This is a genomic window from Hydrogenophaga sp. L310, from assembly GCF_055703065.1.
Genome location: NZ_JBVPZA010000005.1, coordinates 82,722 through 100,131 on the forward strand (window position 1 = coordinate 82,722; position 17,410 = coordinate 100,131).

Annotated in this window: 16 protein-coding genes; 12 read left to right on the top strand and 4 right to left on the bottom strand. The window is 62.7% G+C overall.

Annotation, left to right across the window (positions count from 1 at the left end):
* Positions 1-3: 3 nt before the first annotated feature.
* Genes AC0GNO_RS10655 through AC0GNO_RS10710 form a run of 12 tightly spaced genes read left to right on the top strand, consistent with a single transcriptional unit; the run spans position 4 to position 12,890 of the window.
* A complete protein-coding gene (locus tag AC0GNO_RS10655; RefSeq protein ID WP_008905447.1) occupies positions 4-786 on the top strand; it encodes an ABC transporter ATP-binding protein in 783 nt (260 codons plus the stop codon).
* The gene (locus AC0GNO_RS10660; protein ID WP_472903939.1) at positions 783-2,651 is read left to right on the top strand and encodes an AMP-dependent synthetase/ligase; all 1,869 of its coding nucleotides are present in this window, start codon (positions 783-785) and stop codon (positions 2,649-2,651) included. Before AC0GNO_RS10655 ends, AC0GNO_RS10660 begins: the two co-directional genes overlap by 4 nt.
* Positions 2,651-3,523 (top strand): branched-chain amino acid ABC transporter permease, encoded by an 873-nt coding sequence (locus AC0GNO_RS10665; RefSeq protein ID WP_008905445.1) that lies wholly within the window; start codon positions 2,651-2,653, stop codon positions 3,521-3,523. The genes AC0GNO_RS10660 and AC0GNO_RS10665 overlap by 1 nt, the downstream gene beginning before the upstream one ends.
* The gene (locus AC0GNO_RS10670; RefSeq protein WP_008905444.1) at positions 3,523-4,569 is read left to right on the top strand and encodes a branched-chain amino acid ABC transporter permease; all 1,047 of its coding nucleotides are present in this window, start codon (positions 3,523-3,525) and stop codon (positions 4,567-4,569) included. The genes AC0GNO_RS10665 and AC0GNO_RS10670 overlap by 1 nt, the downstream gene beginning before the upstream one ends.
* Before the next feature lie 41 nt (positions 4,570-4,610).
* The gene (locus AC0GNO_RS10675) at positions 4,611-5,813 is read left to right on the top strand and encodes an ABC transporter substrate-binding protein (protein WP_008905443.1); all 1,203 of its coding nucleotides are present in this window, start codon (positions 4,611-4,613) and stop codon (positions 5,811-5,813) included.
* Between the two features lie 55 nt (positions 5,814-5,868).
* A complete protein-coding gene (locus tag AC0GNO_RS10680) occupies positions 5,869-7,077 on the top strand; it encodes an ABC transporter substrate-binding protein (RefSeq protein ID WP_008905442.1) in 1,209 nt (402 codons plus the stop codon).
* 43 nt (positions 7,078-7,120) lie between these two features.
* On the top strand, positions 7,121-8,590 hold the full coding sequence (locus AC0GNO_RS10685) for an acetyl-CoA carboxylase biotin carboxylase subunit (RefSeq protein WP_008905441.1): 1,470 nt from the start codon (positions 7,121-7,123) through the stop codon (positions 8,588-8,590).
* 2 nt (positions 8,591-8,592) lie between these two features.
* Positions 8,593-9,093, top strand: coding sequence for an acyl-CoA carboxylase biotin carboxyl carrier protein subunit (locus AC0GNO_RS10690; RefSeq protein ID WP_008905440.1), 501 nt, complete (start codon positions 8,593-8,595; stop codon positions 9,091-9,093).
* A gap of 10 nt (positions 9,094-9,103) precedes the next feature.
* The gene (locus AC0GNO_RS10695) at positions 9,104-10,702 is read left to right on the top strand and encodes an acyl-CoA carboxylase subunit beta (RefSeq protein ID WP_008905439.1); all 1,599 of its coding nucleotides are present in this window, start codon (positions 9,104-9,106) and stop codon (positions 10,700-10,702) included.
* 9 nt (positions 10,703-10,711) lie between these two features.
* Positions 10,712-11,575: an SDR family oxidoreductase gene (locus AC0GNO_RS10700; RefSeq protein ID WP_008905438.1), complete on the top strand. Its 864-nt coding sequence runs from the start codon at positions 10,712-10,714 to the stop codon at positions 11,573-11,575.
* Positions 11,572-12,450, top strand: coding sequence for an SDR family oxidoreductase (locus AC0GNO_RS10705; RefSeq protein WP_008905437.1), 879 nt, complete (start codon positions 11,572-11,574; stop codon positions 12,448-12,450). Before AC0GNO_RS10700 ends, AC0GNO_RS10705 begins: the two co-directional genes overlap by 4 nt.
* On the top strand, positions 12,447-12,890 hold the full coding sequence (locus AC0GNO_RS10710) for a PaaI family thioesterase (RefSeq protein WP_008905436.1): 444 nt from the start codon (positions 12,447-12,449) through the stop codon (positions 12,888-12,890). Before AC0GNO_RS10705 ends, AC0GNO_RS10710 begins: the two co-directional genes overlap by 4 nt.
* 164 nt (positions 12,891-13,054) lie before the next feature.
* Here the strand turns inward: AC0GNO_RS10710 and AC0GNO_RS10715 are convergent, their stop codons facing one another.
* The 4 genes from AC0GNO_RS10715 to AC0GNO_RS10730 all read right to left on the bottom strand — a co-directional run bounded on the left by AC0GNO_RS10715 (position 13,055) and on the right by AC0GNO_RS10730 (position 17,410).
* Entirely contained in the window at positions 13,055-14,155 is a 1,101-nt protein-coding gene (locus AC0GNO_RS10715) for a CaiB/BaiF CoA transferase family protein (protein ID WP_008905435.1), read from the bottom strand.
* Positions 14,156-14,202: 47 nt separating this feature from the next.
* Positions 14,203-15,063 carry an ABC transporter ATP-binding protein gene (locus tag AC0GNO_RS10720; RefSeq protein ID WP_008905434.1) on the bottom strand — a complete coding sequence of 287 codons (861 nt, stop codon included), beginning with the start codon at positions 15,061-15,063 and terminating at the stop codon, positions 14,203-14,205.
* Positions 15,057-16,286: an ABC transporter substrate-binding protein gene (locus AC0GNO_RS10725; protein WP_008905433.1), complete on the bottom strand. Its 1,230-nt coding sequence runs from the start codon at positions 16,284-16,286 to the stop codon at positions 15,057-15,059. Before AC0GNO_RS10725 ends, AC0GNO_RS10720 begins: the two co-directional genes overlap by 7 nt.
* Positions 16,287-16,357: 71 nt before the next feature.
* On the bottom strand, positions 16,358-17,410 hold the full coding sequence (locus AC0GNO_RS10730) for a branched-chain amino acid ABC transporter permease (RefSeq protein ID WP_008905432.1): 1,053 nt from the start codon (positions 17,408-17,410) through the stop codon (positions 16,358-16,360).

Below are 17,410 nucleotides of genomic sequence, written 5' to 3' on the forward strand. Positions count from 1 at the left end.
AACATGAACGACACATTGTTAAGGGTCGAAACCCTGTCCAAGCGCTTCGGCGGCGTCGAAGCCGTTGCCGGTGTCAGTTTTCACGTTCGGCGCGGTGAAATCTATTCCCTGATCGGCCCCAACGGGGCCGGCAAGACGACCACCTTCAACATGATCAGCGGCGTCGTCAAGCCCAGCAGCGGCACCGTGCATTTCGATGGCAGCGACATCACCGGCATGCCGGCACACCGCCTGGCCGCCATCGGCATCGGTCGGACCTTCCAGAACCTGGCGGTGTTCAAACATGCCAGCGTGGTGGACAACCTGCTGGTCGGCCGCCACTGCCACATGGCCACCAACGTGCTGGATGCCTCGTGGTTCTTCGGACGGGCGCGGCGCGAGGAGCTCGAACACCGTCGCAAGGTGGAAGAGATCATCGATTTTCTCGAAATCGAGGAAATTCGCGACATGCCGGTGGGCACCCTGTCCTATGGCCTGCAAAAGCGGGTCGAGTTGGGGCGCGCACTGGCCACCGAGCCCAAGTTGCTGCTGCTGGACGAAATGGTGTCGGGCATGAACAGCGAGGAGACCGAAGACATTGCCCGCTTCGTGCTGGACATCCGCGACGAACTCGGCATTTCGGTCCTCATGGTCGAGCATGACATGGGCATCGTGATGGACATCTCCGACCGCGTCTGCGTGCTCAACTTCGGCCGCAAGATCGGCGAGGGCACGCCGGCCGAAATATCGGCCAACGCGGCGGTTATCGACGCCTACCTGGGCAGCAAAACCAAGGAGGCCGCGTGATCGACAACCTGGACGCGTTGCTGCGCAACGGCAACACCACCCTGCCCAAGCTGCTCCAGCACTGGGCACAGCGCTTTCCGGATGCGCTCGCGTTTCGCGAGAAGGATTACGGTATCTGGAACCGGATGACCTGGCAGCACTATTTCGAAACGGCGCGCCGCTTCGCACTCGGTCTCAAGTCTCTGGGCTTCGACAAGGGCGACCGGCTGGCGATTGCCAGCGAGGACAGTCCGCAGTGGATGTTCACCGACCTGGCCACGCAAGCCATCGGCGGCGTCGTGGTGGGCATCTACCCCACCAACCCGTGGCCGGAGCTGCAGTACATCGTGCACCACTCGAACAGCAAGTTCGTGGTCTGCGGCGACCAGGAACAGGTCGACAAAGTGCTCGACGCCATGGACAAGCACGCCACCGGCCTGCCCGACCTGGTGAAGATCATCTGCGTCGACATGAAGGGCATGCGCGGCTACAAACACGACAAGCTGATGTCGTTCGAGGACGTGCTTGAGCTTGGCGACCAATACGCCGCGGCATCGCCCCAGCACGCGGGAACCTTTGATCGCGCCATCGAGGACACCCAACCCGACGACACCTGCATGCTGGTCTACACCTCGGGCACCACCGGGCCGCCCAAGGGCGCGATGCTGTCGCACCGCAACCTGATCGTCACCGTTGACAAGCTCAAAACCCATTTCAAGCTCGACCGGCACAACTACGAAGTGGTCTGCTACCTGCCGTTGTGCCACGTGGCCGAGCGTGCCTTCTCGACGGTCATGCACCTGCTCACCGGTGGCGTGGTCAATTACGCCGAATCGATCGACACGGTGGCCGTCAATCTGCGCGAGATCGCACCCACGGTGTTTTTGGGCGTGCCGCGCATCTGGGAGAAGCTGCAGCAAGGCATTTTGATCCGCATGCAGGACGCCTCGCGCTTTCAGCGCTGGGCTTTCCAGCGCTGCTTCGATGCCGGGCGCCGTCTGTTCGAAAAGGTCGAGGCGCAAGGGGGCCAGCGCAGTCTGTCGGATCGCCTGCACTTCTTCGTTCTGTGGTTGCTGATGTTTCGCAATCTGCAGAAGTTCGTCGGCCTGGACCGCATGCAGTGCGGCTTCTGTGGCGGCGCCAGCGTCTCACCCGAGGTACTGAAGTTCTTCCGCATCCTCGGCATTCCGGTGTACCAGGTCTACGGCATGACCGAGTCCGGCGGGGTGATCTTCTTCCAGCATGAAAAAGCGATCAAACTGGGCGCCACCGGCCTGCCCATCGACGGCCTGAACTGGAAGATCGCGGAGGACGGCGAGCTCGTCGTCAAGCACCCCGCCGTGTTCAAGGGCTACATCCACGACGAAGGCGCCACCGCCAAGACCGTGGTGGACGGCTGGCTGCACACCGGCGACATCGTGGCACTGGCCGACAACGGCGAGCTGATGATCGTTGACCGCAAGAAGGCCATCATCATCACCAGCGGCGGCAAGAACATCGCTCCCTCGGAGATCGAAAACGCGCTCAAGGACAGCCTGTATGTGCGCGAGGCGATCATCCTGGGCGACGGACGCCACTATTTGGCGGCGCTGATCCAGGTCGACTACGAAACAGTCGGCAAGTGGGCACAAGAACGCAAACTGGCCTACACCACCTACAAGAGCCTGGCCGCGCTGCCCGAGGTGCGCGAACTGATCGACGAGGACGTCAAGCGTGTGAACAAGCTGTTTGCCCGGGTCGAGAACATCCGCAAGTTCCTGATCCTGGAAAAAGAACTCGACCACGACGACGGCGAACTCACCGCCACCCAGAAGGTGCGCCGCAACGTCATCGAAAAAACCTTCGCGAAAGAGATCGAGATCATCTACGGTGGAGGAGCAGGCTGATGGACTATTTTCTGCAACTGGTCATTTCCGGCATCGCCGTGGGCCTGCTCTACGGCTTCATCGGCATGGGCTTTGCGATGATTTACCGCGCCACCGGCGTGGTGAACTTCGCCCAGGGCGAGCTGATGATGCTGGTGTCCTACATCGCCTTCACCCTGGCCGGCACCTTCCAATTTGGCTTCTGGCCCATGCTGGCAGCAACTGTCGCGGCCTCGGTGCTGATCGGCCTGCTGATCGAGGTCTTGCTGATCCGTCCGATGCTTGGTCAGCCGGTGTTTTCCACGGTGATGGTGACCATTGGCCTGGCCGTGATCCTGCGCTCGGTGGTGGTGCTGATCTGGGGCGCAGACCCCATGCCGCTCAATGCCGGCCTGCCAACGGAGGTCATCAAGATCGGCCCGGCCGGCCTGTACCCGGCGCAGCTGTATTCCGTTGGGCTGATGGCGGCCGTACTGCTCGGCCTGTGGACCTTCTTTCGCTATTCGCGGGTCGGTATCGCCATGCGTGCCACCGCCAACGTGCAAACTGCAGCCCTGCTGATGGGCATCAATGTCAAGCGCATTTTCGCCTTGTCCTGGGCCCTGTCGGCGGGGCTCGCCGCCATTGCGGGCGTGTTGATCGGCGTGATCTACGACGTCAACCCCGGCATGTGGACGACAGGTCTGCGCAGCTTTCCCGCAGTCATCTTGGGCGGGCTGGACTCGGTGTTCGGCGCCGCACTCGGCGGCATCCTGATCGGGGTGGTCGAGAATCTGTCGGAAGGCTATATCGGCCGCGGCATGAAGGAGATCGCCGGTTTTGTTTTGATCCTCGTCGTCCTTATGGTCAGACCCTATGGCCTGTTCGGCAAACCTGAAATCGAGCGTGTCTGATGCGTAGCGGAAACTTCAAACAAAACTATCGTCAGCTGCTGGCACTGACCGACTCGGTTCCTGTCATCGTCTGGTCGTGTCTGCTGGTGGCGCTGCTGGCGGCCGCGCCACTGCTGCTGGCCAAGTACTATGTCTCCGTCATTCTGCTGCTGCTGATCACAGCGGTGGGGGTGTTGGGCCTGAACCTGCTGACCGGGACCACCGGGCTGATCTCGCTCGGGCACTCGGGGTTTCTGGCGGTCGGCGCCTACACGGCCGGCATCGTGGCCAGCAAACTTGGTTGGCCAATGCTGGCGTCCATCTTCGCCGGTGGCGTGAGCGCGGCCATCGCCGGGATCATCGTGGGCATACCCTCGCTGCGTCTCAAAGGGCTGTACCTGGCCATCACGACGATGGCATTTGCCGTGATCATCAACCACCTGATCCTCAACGGTGGCGACCTGACCGGAGGCTCGGAAGGACTGACGGTGCCACAACCCTCGCTGTTCGGCCAGGCGCTGGATGCCGAACGTGGCTACTACTACGTGGTGCTGTGCTTTGTGGTGATGTTCACCTTCATCACCCTGAACATCCTGCGCAGCCGCATTGGCCGAGCGTTCCTGGCGATCCGGGAGCACGACATCGCCGCCAAGGCCATGGGCGTCAACCTGGTGCGCTACAAGTTGCTGGCGTTCATGGTCAGCGCCTTCTACACCGGCATCGCCGGGGGCTTGCTGGCCTACTACACACGCTACCTGAATGTCGACAGCTTCAGCCTGCTGATATCGATCGAGGCGCTCTCCATGCTCATAGTTGGCGGCCTGGGTTCTGTAGCCGGCGCCTTGCTCGGCACGGCTTTCATCGTCCTGCTCAACGAAAGCCTGGGCTTCGTGTTCGGCATGATCGGCGCCAGCTTCGGCGGGTCGGGCTCCACTGCCGCCTATGAGATCAAAGGCGTCATTTATGGACTCGCGATTGTGTTGTTCCTGCGTTTTGAGCCCGATGGCCTGATGGGGCGATGGCGCGACATCAAGCATTACTGGACCCATTGGCCCTTCCGATTCTGACCCCGCAGCACACGCGCTGCTTATTCCATGGGAGACCTGCGATGCGAACACTACAGAAGCTGACCCAGCGCTTTTGCCTCGGCGCCCTCGCCGCACTGACCTTCGGCAGCGCACTGGCGGCAGATCCCGGGGTCACGAACGAGAAACTCGTGCTTGGCGCGGTCATCCCGCTGAGCGGCCCGCCCAGCATCATTGGCAAGGCCATTGCCACGACCCTGAAAGTTTGGGAGCAGGATGTCAATTCGCGCGGCGGCATCGGCGGACGCAAGGTGGACATTCGCATCGAGGACGACGGCTATGTGCCGCAGCGCTCGGTTCAAAGCCTGAAGAAACTGATTGATGTTGACCAGGTATTTGGCTTGATCGCGGTATCTGGCTCATCGCAATTGGTGGCCATGCTGCCCATCATCGACGAGCAGAAAATTCCCGCCATCAACCATATCGCCGTCAACAGCGCCCACTTCAACCCACCGCACAAGACGCTGTTCAATATCGGGGCAACCTACTGCCAGGCTGTCTCCGCCAGCATGAAGCATCTGGTGACAACTCAGAAGCTGCAGGGCTCCAAGTTTGCCCTGATCTTCCAGGAAGACGATTACGGCACCGACGTCAAATGCGGCTACGACCTGGCACTGAAAGAACTCGGCCTCAAGAGCGTCATTGAAGTCCCCTACAAGCGCGGCGCGAAGGACTTTTCCGCCGAGGTGCTGAGCGTGCAGCGCGCCGGCGCCACCTTTGTGCTGACCGGTGGCATCATCACCGAAACCGCCGCCATGCTCAAAGAGATCGCGAAGAACCAGATGCAAGCCGTGCGCTTGGCCGTTTACCCTTCGCATCTGAATGCTGTGCTGGCGCTGGCTGGCCCGGCTGCCGACGGCATGTATATCGCCGATTTTGTCCCCCCCGTGACCGACACTCAAACTCAGGGCATCGGCAAAATCACCGCACTGACCTACAAGTATTTTTCAGCCAATGAAGTCAAGGCCATGCATCGGTATTCATTGACCGCCTATGTAGGCGCTCAGTTGCTCGAATCAGCGCTCAACGCCTGTGCCAAAAACCTCACGCGTGCCTGCGTGGTCGAAAAGCTCGAGCAGACCAAAAACTTCACCAGCGACGGCATCATGGCCCCCTTGACCTTCGGGCCCAAAATTCGACAGTCGGGGACCCGCCCCATTTTGCTCAAGGCGAATGCCAGCGCCGGGAAATTCGAGCGAGCCTCTGAATTTCTGAGTTCCAAGTAATCCTGACGACGCGCCACCAGCCCCTCCCCCATTTCTCAACCAGGAGTGCCTTTCCATGACACGCAAATACTTTCGATACGCCGCCACCAGTCTGCTCGGCATGGTCATTGGCCTGACGGCCACGACCGCCGCTGCTGCCGACCCTGGGGTGACCGACGCCAAAATCGTCCTCGGCTCGATCACGCCCGTCAGCGGCCCCGCCAGCCTGCTGGGCAAGGCCCACATGCTTGCCTTGCGGGTATGGGAACAGGATGTCAACGCCCGCGGTGGCATCAACGGCCGCAAGGTGGAAATGCGCCAGGAAGATGACGGCTATGTGCCTCAGCGTGCTGTGCAAGGCGTCAAGCGACTGGTCGACGTGGAAGGCATCTTCGGCCTGATCGGCACCTCGGGTTCAGCGATGCTGCAAGCCATGGTGCCCTACATCAACGAGCAAGGCTTGCCAACCATCAACGCGATGGCCGTGGCAGCAGCGCACTTCACTCCACCGAACAAAACGGTATTCGTGGTCGGCCCAACCTATTGTCAGGAGTTGAGCGCCGCCATGAAATACATGGTGACGAGCAAGAAGTTGCAAAAGGAGAAGTTTGCACTGGTCTATCAGGATGACGAGTTTGGCAGCGACGTGCGTTGCGGCTACCAGAAGGCGATCAAGGACCTGGGGCTCAACAGCGTGTCCGAGATCTCCTTCAAGCGTGGCACCAAGGACTTCTCGGCTGAGATGCTGAGTCTGAAGCGGGTGGGCGCGACCTTTCTCGCGTCGGGTGGCGTGGTGGCCGAGCATTCGATGCTGATGAAGGAAGCCGCTAAAAACCAGATGTCGCTGACCTTCCTTGCCGTGCATTCGGCCCACCTGACCCCTGTTCAGGCGCTCGCCGGTGCCGCGGGCGACGGCTACTTCGTCGCAGACTATGTCCCGCCTCTGACCGACCTGTCGGTGCCAGGCATGGCCAAGTTCATGGGGTTGGCACAGAAATATCTGTCAGCCGACGAGTTGAAGTCGCTCAACCGCTATTCGATCACAGCCTACGTCGGTGCGCTGCTGATGGAAGACGCGATCCGCCGCTGTGGCAAGGCGCTGACCCGCGCCTGTGTCGTCGAGAAGCTGGAGACAACCAAGAACTTCAGCACCGATGGGCTGGCTTCCCCCATCAGTTTTGGCCCCAATGACCGGCACTCGCCGAGCAGCGTGCTCGTGTTGCGCTCGGACGCCAAAAACTCCCGCTTCGAGCGCGTGTCCGACCCCATCCCCGTGCTCGATTGACACCAGACGCCGTTCGTCACCCGCCGTACAACTGGTTCCGCCCGTGTTTCAAAAAGTTCTGATCGCCAACCGTGGCGAGATCGCGCTGCGGATCCTGCACACACTCAAGGGCATGGGGCTCGCCACCGTGGTGGCCCACCACGCGGTGGACGCCGATAGCCCGGCCGTGCTGGAGGCTGACGAGTCGGTCGAATTGCACGGCTTGACGCCCGTGGCGGCCTACCTCGATATCGCGCAGTTGGTTGAAGCGAGTCGGCGCAGTGGGGCACAGGCGCTGCATCCCGGTTACGGCTTCCTGTCTGAAAACGCGGCGTTTGCGCGTGCGCTGGAAGCTGATGGCATCGTCTTCATTGGCCCGCGTCCGGACAGCATCGAACTGATGGGTGACAAGGTGCGCGCGCGCAGCTTCGTCGCCCATCGCGGCTTTCCGGTGGCACCGAGCGCCATCGAGGACGATGACCCGGCCAGCTTCGTCGAGCGCGCCAGGGCGCTCGGCGCGCCGCTGCTGATCAAGCCTTCAGCCGGCGGTGGCGGCAAGGGCATGCGCATCGTGCGTGACCTCGCCATGTTGGATCGCGAGATCGAGACCGCACGGCGCGAAGGTGAGCGCTATTTTGGCGACGGTCGGCTGTTTGTCGAGCGCTATGTGGAGCGCCCGCGGCACATCGAGGTGCAGGTGATGGGCGACGCGCATGGCCAGTTGGTGCATTTCTGGGAGCGTGAATGTTCAGTGCAGCGACGCTTCCAGAAAATCATTGAAGAAACCCCCTCCCCGGCCCTTTCACCGGTGCAGCGCCACGATATCTGCGAAGCTGCAGCCGGCATTGCCCGCGCCGCCAACTATCGCGGCGCCGGCACCGTGGAGTTCATCTACGGCGCCGGTGGCGAGTTTTACTTTCTTGAGATGAACACGCGTCTACAGGTCGAACACCCGGTCACCGAAATGGTGACGGGCTTTGACCTCGTTCGCGAACAGGTACGCGTCGCCCAGGGTGAGCCGCTCGGCTACACCCAGGCGGACATCGTGCAGCTTGGTCACGCCATCGAATGCAGGCTTTACGCCGAAGACGCCGAGCATGATTTTCGCCCCTCCACCGGTGACATCCTGTGCTGGCGACCACCCTCTGGTCCAGGCGTGCGGGTTGATGCCGGCGTGCGCGAAGGACAGGCGGTAACTGCCGCATTTGACCCCATGATCGCCAAAATTATCTGCCATGGCAACACGCGTGCACAGGCTATCGAACGCTCCATCCTGGCGCTAGAGCAATCGGTGCTGTTGGGTCTGACCACCAACGCACGCTACCTCACGCGGGCACTGCGCCATGCCGAGTTCCGTGCTGGGCAGGCCGACACCGGCATGCTTGCACGCTGTGCCGACGAGCTGCGCGAGTCTCTCACCCCCGATGACATCGACCTGGTACTGGCATCGGCGGTGCTCGCCGACCGCGAACTGTTGCGCGCCGTTCACTCCATTCCAGCGATGCACGCCGCCATGGGACCCTGGAGGAATTGACGATGCGCCGCCGCTATGTCATCAATGGCAAGGTCCATGACCTCGTGGTAACACGTGGAGCGAATGGCGTGTTCCACGTCAGCCATGGCGAACGCAAATTCGAGATGCAGGGGAAGACGCTGCCTGATGGCCGTTGGCGGGTCACCGTGGATCAGCGCCCGCAAGCCGTCTGGATCGCCGCGCAAGGCGACAGTCGATTCGTGCACAGTGCGGCCACCGGTGCCCTTGAAGTCGAGGTGATCGATCTCAGCGCAGCCTCCGGCGGCGACCGGGCCGGTGCCGCTTCCGACTTGCTGCAGGCGCCAATGCCCGGCACGGTGATCGCGGTTCATGTGGCAGTCGGCGATGCCGTGCATGCGGGCCAACCGCTCATCGTGATCGAAAGCATGAAGCTGGAAACCACGCTGACGGCACCGCGCGACGCCCGGGTCAAGACTGTGCACTTTGCCGTTGGCAACACCTTCGCTCTCAAGTCCACCCTCGTGACGCTGCAAGACCCCTGAGAACCGATTGATGAAACGCATCGACTCCCGCATCGACACCGCATCCGAAGCGTTCCGGCGAAACCATCAAGCCATGAGCGCCATCGTCGCGAATTTTCGCGAGCGCATGGAAATCACGCGCCACCAACGTCCGCCGCATGAGATCAAGCGCGTGCGCGCGCAGGGCAAATTACTGGTACGTGAACGGCTGGACCTGCTACTAGATCCCGGTACGCCCTTTCTTGAGTTCTCGGCGCTGGCTGCCTGCGAGGACTACAACGGCGAGGTCCCGGGTGCCAACGTGGTCACTGGCCTGGGCGTGGTCAGTGGCCGCGAGGTGCTGATCCACGCCGACGATTCCAGCGTCAAGGGCGGTGTCTGGTACACGCTCACGCCACGCAAGCTGGCACGACTGCTGGACATCGCGCTGGAGAACCGGTTGCCGGTCCTGCATTTGTGCGACAGCGGCGGCGCCTTCCTTGAAGAACTGTCAGGCGTGTACATCGAGGGTGGCCGGGTGTTCCGCAACCAATGCCTGCTGTCCAAGGCCGGCGTGCCGCAGGTCGCGATGGTGTTCGGCCACTGCACCGCCGGCGGTGCCTACATCCCGGCGCTGTGCGATTACAGCATCATCGTGCGTGGCACCGGCGGCGTGTTCCTCGGCGGGCCACCGCTCGTGAAGGCCGCCACCGGTGAGGAGCACACCGCCGACGAGATCGGAGGCTGTGATTTACACACCCAGGTATCCGGCACGGTCGACTACCCGGCTGACAATGAGGCCCACGCCATCGCGATTTGCCGCGAGATCGTTGCGCAGTTCAAGCCCGCGACGAAAAGCTACCTGCCAGAACGCGATGCCGAGCCACCCTACTACGACCCCGACGAAATGCTGGGCATCGTCTCGCCCGACCACCGGGTGCAGTTTGACCAGCGCGAACTCATTGCCCGCATCGTCGACGGCAGCCGCTTCCACGAATACCAACCCGCTTATGGCACCACGCTGATCTGCGGCTACGCCTACATCTGGGGGTACCGCGTGGGCATCCTCGCCAACAACGGCGTGTTGTTCAGCGACAGTTCCAAGAAAGCGGCGCACTTCATCTCGCTGTGCAATCAGAACCGTACACCGCTCGTGTTTTTTCAAAACACCACCGGCTACATGATCGGCCGCAACTACGAAATGGAAGGCATCACCAAGGACGGCGCCAAGATGTTGATGGCGCAGGCTGGCAGCGAGGTGCCCAAGTTCACCGTCATCACCAGCGCAGCTTTCGGTGCGGGCTATTACGGCATGTGCGGACGGGCGTGGGATCCACGGATGATCTGGGCCTGGCCGAACGTGCACATGGGGGTGATGGGCCCCGATCAGGCCGCCAACACCCTCGCCGACGTGAAAATCGCCCAGTTGCGCCGCAAGGGCCACACGCCCGATGAGGCCGAGATGGCGCAATTGCGCCAGCGCGTGTACGAAAAGGCCGAACGCGAATCCAACGCCTACTTTGCCACCTCGCGCTTGTGGGACGACGGTCTGCTGGCGCCCACTGACACCCGCAACGCACTGGGCATGGCACTCTCAGCCGCCGCACACGCCCCGATCGCCGACCCGCACTACGGAATTTTCCGATTCTGAAGGGACAACATGACAGAAGACACCACCTTCGGCTTCGACGATGAAGCCCTCGCAACCCGCCCCACCGTCTACCAGAGCGGACTCTTCGAAGGCCAGGTGGTGATGGTCAGCGGCGCCGGCAGCGGCATCGGCAAAGCCATCGCCTTCCTGTACGCGCGCCTGGGCGCCAAGCTGGTCATCTGCGGGCGCGACCCAGCCAAGCTAGAGAGCTGCGCCGAATGGCTGCGCCGGCTCGGCAGCCCTGATGTGCTGGTGCACCCCATGACGATCCGTGATCCCGAGCAGGTGGAACAGTTGATCGACGTGGCCTGGCTGCACTTCGGACGCATCGACGTGCTCGTCAACAACGCCGGCGGGCAATTCCCGCAGCGGGCGCTGGACTACAGCGTCAAGGGCTGGAAGGCGGTGATCGACACCAACCTGAACGGAACCTGGTACATGATGCATGCGATGGCGCGCCGCTGGCAGGGCACCGGCACGCGGGGCAACATCGTCAACATCGTCGCCACCTTCCAGCGGGGCATGCCGGGCGTGGCGCACACCTGCGCTGCGCGCGCCGCGGTGACTCACCTGTCTAAAACTGTTGCAGTGGAGTGGGCGCAGCATGGCATCCGCGTCAATTGCATAGCGCCTGGAGCGATCGCCAGCACCGGCTTTCGTCAGTACTCCCCCGAGGCGGTGAAGGCCTTCGCCGGAGCCAACCCGATGAAACATGTCGGTGACGTGCAGGACGTGGCCGAGGCAGCGGTCTACCTCAGCGCGCCCAGCGGCAAGTTCGTCACCGGCGAACTGCTCACGGTGGATGGCGGCGGCGTGCTCTGGGGCGAAGTCTGGACCATCGCCAAACCCGATTACTTCAAGGTGAACACATGAATTCGGCTGACTCGCAACACCCCAAGTTCGGCCCGGGCGACGAGGCCCTGGCCGCACTCCCGACGGTCTATCGCGACGACCTTTTCGCCGGCAAAGTGGTGCTGGTGTCGGGCGCCGGCAGTGGCATCGGCAAGGCGATTGCCTTCCTGTTCGCGCGGCTGGGTGCCACGCTCGCCATCTGCGGGCGCAAGGCCGACAAACTCGAGGACTGCGCCGAAAAACTGCGCGCGCTGTCGGGCCGTGAGGTATTCACCTACCCGATGACCATCCGCGACCCCGAGCAGGTGGACGCCATGCTCAGTGCCGTGTGGGAACGTTTGGGCGGCGTCGACGTGCTGGTCAACAACGCTGGCGGCCAGTTTGCCGCCCATGCCATGGACTTCAACGTCAAGGGCTGGAACGCGGTGATCGACACCAACCTCAATGGCAGCTGGTACATGATGCAGGGCGCGGCCAGGCGCTGGGTGGAGCAAGGCCGGCCCGGCAACATCGTCAACATCACCGCCGCCATCGACCGCGGCCTCACGGGCATGGCGCACACCACCGCCTCGCGCGCGGGCGTCATCGCGCTGTCGCGCACGCTGGCCATCGAGTGGGCAGAGCACGGCATCCGCCTGAACTGCATTGGCGCCGGCGCCATCGAGAGCAACGGTTTCAACAACTACCGCGAAGAAAACGTTTCCACTTTCTACTCGTGCAATCCGATGAAACGGGCCGGCGACGTGCAGGACATCGCGGAGGCGGTGGTCTACCTCGCCGCACCCTCGGGCAAGTTCATCACCGGCGAGGTGCTCAACGTCGAAGGCGGGATGCTGCTGTGGGGCGAGTTCTGGCCAGCCGGAAAACCCGACTACTTCAAGGTCGATCAAGAGTGACCTCACAACCCCCTCTTCCGTCGGCAACGTGCTCCCACGGGCCTTTTCAGCAGCTCGTCGGGTACGACATCCTGCACAACGAGCGCGGCCTGTATTTCCGGCTGCCGATCCGGCGCGACCACCTCAACCCCCACGGCGTGCTCCACGGCGGCGTGCCCCTGACCTTGCTCGATGCGGTCGGGGGCAGAACCCTGATCGACCGGCCGATCCCGGGCAGCGGCCAGCTCATCCAGTCGTCGGTAACGGTCACGCTCACCGTGGATTTCATGCGTGCGGTCGGCACAGGAATCCTGTTTGCATCGGCAACGCCGGACCACATCGGCAAGACGCTGGCCTATGTGTCGGTGAAGGTCACGCTCGACGCACTCGACGGAGACATCGTGTCGCGCGGCATCGGCACCTACCGCATCTACACCAAGTCACTGGTCAAAGCGGTCTGATCGGTGCTCGGCGGAGACCGCCCGGCAAATCACTGCCGCTCAATGCAAATGATCATCGGGCGGCGGAAGGATTTTCAGCTCGCGGTTGATGCGTTCGATTTGGTCGGGCTGAAACTGCGTCGAATGCCTGTGGTCCGTTTTCCCCAGCCCCCACAATTCTTCGACTACAAGAGTTCGTCGTCGTGTTCGCCAATGAACGGTGCGGGGCCTGGGCGATCAGTCACCGTCCGGCTGAACCTTGGTGCCGGCGAAGGTTGGAGCACGCCGTCTCGCTCAAAGAAAGTGCCGCGCGCGCTGTTGTGTGGATGATGTGCAGCCTCTTCCAGAGTCAGCACCGGCGCAAAGCACACGTCGGTCCCTTCCAGCAACGCACACCAGTGCGTGCTCGGCTGGGTGCGGAAGATGTCGGTGACCTGTCGTTTGAGTGTCGGCCAGACGGCCGGATCGCGTTGCCGTTGAAACTCGGGATCGCTGATGCCCAGCTTCTCCAGCAGCAGCACATAGAATTGGGGTTCCAGTGATGCGATCGAGATCCATTTCCCGTCAGCGCACTCATAGGTGTCGTAGAAATGCGATCCGCCATCCAACAGGTTGGCCTGCCGCTCATTCTTCCACATTCCCAGCGCCTTGAGGTCGCAGACGATGGAGGTCAGCAGCGCAGCGCCGTCGGTGATCGCAGCATCGACCACCTGACCATGGCCAGAGGAGCGCGCTTCAAGCAAAGCGCAAACGATGCCAAAGGCTAGAATCATGCCGCCGCCGCCCAGGTCGCCAACCATCGCCGGCGGCGCTACTGGCCCGCCGTCCGAGCGGCCAATCATGCTGAGCGCGCCCGACAGCGCAATGTAGTTGATGTCATGCCCGGCGGCCTGCGCGAGCGGGCCGTCCTGACCCCAGCCGGTCATGCGTCCGTAGACGAGTCGCGGGTGGCGTGCCAGCAGCACGTCCGGGCCCAATCCCAGCCGCTCCATCACGCCCGGGCGAAAACCCTCGATGATCGCGTCGGCACCGTCGACCAGCTCCAGCACCCGCTGTACGTCTGCGGGTGACTTCAGATCGACCGCCACCGAACGCCGGCCGCGGTGCAGCACGCTGCGCCGACCACTGGCCAGGAAGGCGCCTTCCCCGCGGTCTTTGCCCTTGTCGGCCTTGCGGTCCAGGCGGATCACGTCCGCACCCATGTCGGACAGCATCATCGCGCAGAACGGTCCGGGGCCGATGCCGCCGAACTCGATCACTTTCAACCCCTGCAAGGGACCACTCATTTGTCGTTACTCCTGAAACTGAATTAGAACCACAAGCCAGCCGTTTGTTACCCCAGCCAGCGCTTGCGCCGCTTGTAGTGCTTGACCTCTCGGAAACTCTTGCGCACCCCCTCGCGGTCCAGGCCGAGATAAAACTCGCGCACATCCTCGTTGTCGCGGAGTTCCTGGGCCAGCCCCTCCAGCACGATGCGACCGCTCTCCATGACATAACCATAGTCGGCGATCTCCAGGGCCACGCGTGTGTTTTGTTCGACGATGAGCAGCGACAGCCCCTGCTCACGCAGGTGGCGCAGCACGCTGAAGACTTCCTCGACCATGCGCGGCGCCAGCCCGAGTGACGGCTCGTCGATCAGCATGAGTTTCGGCTCGGCCATGATCGCGCGCCCGATCACCAGCATTTGCTGCTCGCCGCCCGACAGATAACCGGCCGTGCGTTTTCGCAGGTCGGCCAGGCGCGGAATCGCTTCGTACACGCTGTCCATCGCCCGGCGCATCGCCTGCGCCGATGGAAACATGTGGCCGCCGATGATGAGGTTTTGCTCGACCGTCATGTGCTGCAGCACGCGCCGGCCTTCCATCACATGAACCAGACCACCGCGCACCACGGTCGCCGGGTCGTGCCCCTGAATCGGTCGGCCGTCGAAGGTGATCACCCCCCCTGAGACGCGGCCATCTTCCGAGTCAATGACGCCGGAGATGGCCTTGAGGGTGGTGCTCTTGCCTGCGCCGTTGGCGCCCAGCAGCGCCACACATCCGCCTTCGGGGACCTGCATCGACACGCCCTTGAGCGCCAGGATCACCTCGGCATACAGCACCTCGACGTTGGACAGCGTCAGCACCGCCGGATTGGCGGCCGCATCGGGCGTGGTCCGTTGATCCGGTGCTGCAGCAAGGGCTGAATTCACCATTTGGGCACCATTGGGACGGCCACATCGCCCGCCGCCCGAACGACCTTGCCGTCCTTCATGGTCGCGATGTTGACCTTGGCGGTGCCGGTGGGAAAGGGGGTGTCGTTGCTGAAGTCCACGCCTGGCAGTATGCCCATCAGGTCGTTGCTGGTGAACTGGCTGTTCATCAAGGTCTCGCGCACCGCTTCGCCAGTGACCTTGCCGGCACCCTTGGCCTTGATCGTGGCCTCAATCGCGCGCACTGCCACGACGCTTTGGCCCAGGCCCATGATGGTCATGGCATTCCAGCCCGATTTCAGGCCATGCTTTTCCTGCAACATGCTGTAGAACTTGCGTGCGGTCGTGTCGTCTTCGCTGGCATCGGCGATGGCGCCCACTTCGAAATCACCGGCGAAGCCATTCGGGTCGCCCAGTGCCTTGGATGATCCCACCACGCCGTTGTGCAGCGAGAGCATGATCGGGACGTTTTTGCCCAGCGCCTGCAGCGCACGTTTGGTGGCCACGGCCTGGGCGGTGTTGGTCTGGATCACGATCACATCGGTGCCAGCATTGACCAGGCGACGCACCGCCAGGGTCAGGTCGGCCGGTTGCACTTCGGTCCAGATCGCCTCGACGAAGGTGGCTTTGTCCGGGTTGGCCTTGGTGTAGCTTTGCAGGCCCTTGGCCATGTCGGCATAAGCGGGGGTGGCCTCGGAGGTGATGATCGCAACCTTGACAGGGCGCTTGCCATCGAGTTTGGTGGTGCGGAACCATTCCAGGAATCCGCCCGCCTCGTGGGCGTAGGTGGGGCGCAGGTTCAGGGCCCATTGGTTGGGTTTCCAGCCGAAGCCGTAGGTGGCGGTAGCCATGACCATGGGAATCTTGTCTTCCGGCAAGCGCTGCTGCAACGCGGCGGCATCCGGGCCACCGAGGCCGAGCAGGATCGCGGGTTTGACTTCGGCCTTGATGCCGGGCCACAGGCTGGCGGTTTGCGCCACGTCGTAGCGGGTGTCGAAGGTTTTGACGACGATCTGCACGTTGAGTTTGCTGCCGACTTCCTTGTTCCACCATTCGATCACGGCGAGTCGCCCGCCTTGCATCTGTGGCATGACGTTGGCGTAGGGGCCGGCGAAGTCGGCAAAGGCGGCCACGTTGATCGTCGTCGTTTGCGCGTGGGCGGGCGCGTTCAGCAGCAGGCCAGTGGCCAGGGCGGTCGTGAGTTTCAGAAAGGTTTTTCGTTGCATGCTTGTCTCCAGTTGTGGTGGTGGTGAGGAAAAGGGGCGGGGGGAATTGCGACTCGCTGTGCCGGGCGGGCTCAGTGGTGAAACGGCCAGAGCCGGTAGTTGGCTTTCAGGATGTTCCAGCGGTGCATCAGGCCTTTCGGTTCAAGCAGCAGGAACAGCGTGATGATGAGGCCGAGAAACACATTCATGCTGGCGAAGATCAGGTCGCTGCTCAGGCTGGGAATTCGCTCGACCAGGTCGGGGCCCAGACTGGTGATGACTTCTTGGACGCCCCGGATGAGCACGGTGCCGATCAGTGCCCCGACGATCGAACCGAGCCCGCCGACGATCATCATGGCAATGAACCAGATCGAGTTGAACAGCGTGAACTGGTCGACCGAGACGAAGCGCACCTGGTAGGCCCACAGGGCACCGCCGATGCCAGCGTAAAAAGCGCCGAGCACAAAGGCGCGCGACTTGGCGCCGGCCACGTCGATGCCCATCATACCGGCGGCCACATCGTCGTCGCGCACGGCGACGAAGGCGCGCCCGTGGCGGCTGCGCAGGATGCCGAAAGCGCCGAATACCATCACCATGGTGACGACAAGAAACAGGTAATACAGAGAACGGTCGGTGTTGAACAAAAATGTGCCCAGCCTCGCAGGCTCCAGGCTGAAACCATTGACGCCGCCGAGCCAGGATGAGGGCAGGTTCAGGACAACGAAGTGGAAGATGAACTGGGCCGCGATGGTGGTCAGGGCGAGGTAGAAACCCTTGATGCGTTTCGCTGTCATGCCGAACAGCCAACCGGCCAGCGCAGCCACCAGGCCGGCAACCGGCACCGCCACCCAGAACGGCAGCCCGGCCTTGACCTCGACCACACTGGCGGCGTAGGCACCGACCCCCATGAAGGCAGCCTGGCCCAGGTTGATCTGCCCGGCGTAGCCGGTGGTGATTTGCAGCCCGACCACCACGATGGACGTGACCAGCATCAGGTTGGCTACGGCTACCAGACGCTCCGAGGCGAACCAGGGGAGGATCAGCAGAATGACAATGAACAGCGCCAGGGTGACCCACTGGGCGCGCGTGCGGATCAGCGCGCGGTCGCGCGCATAGCTGGTGGAAAAAATGCCGGATGGATCCAT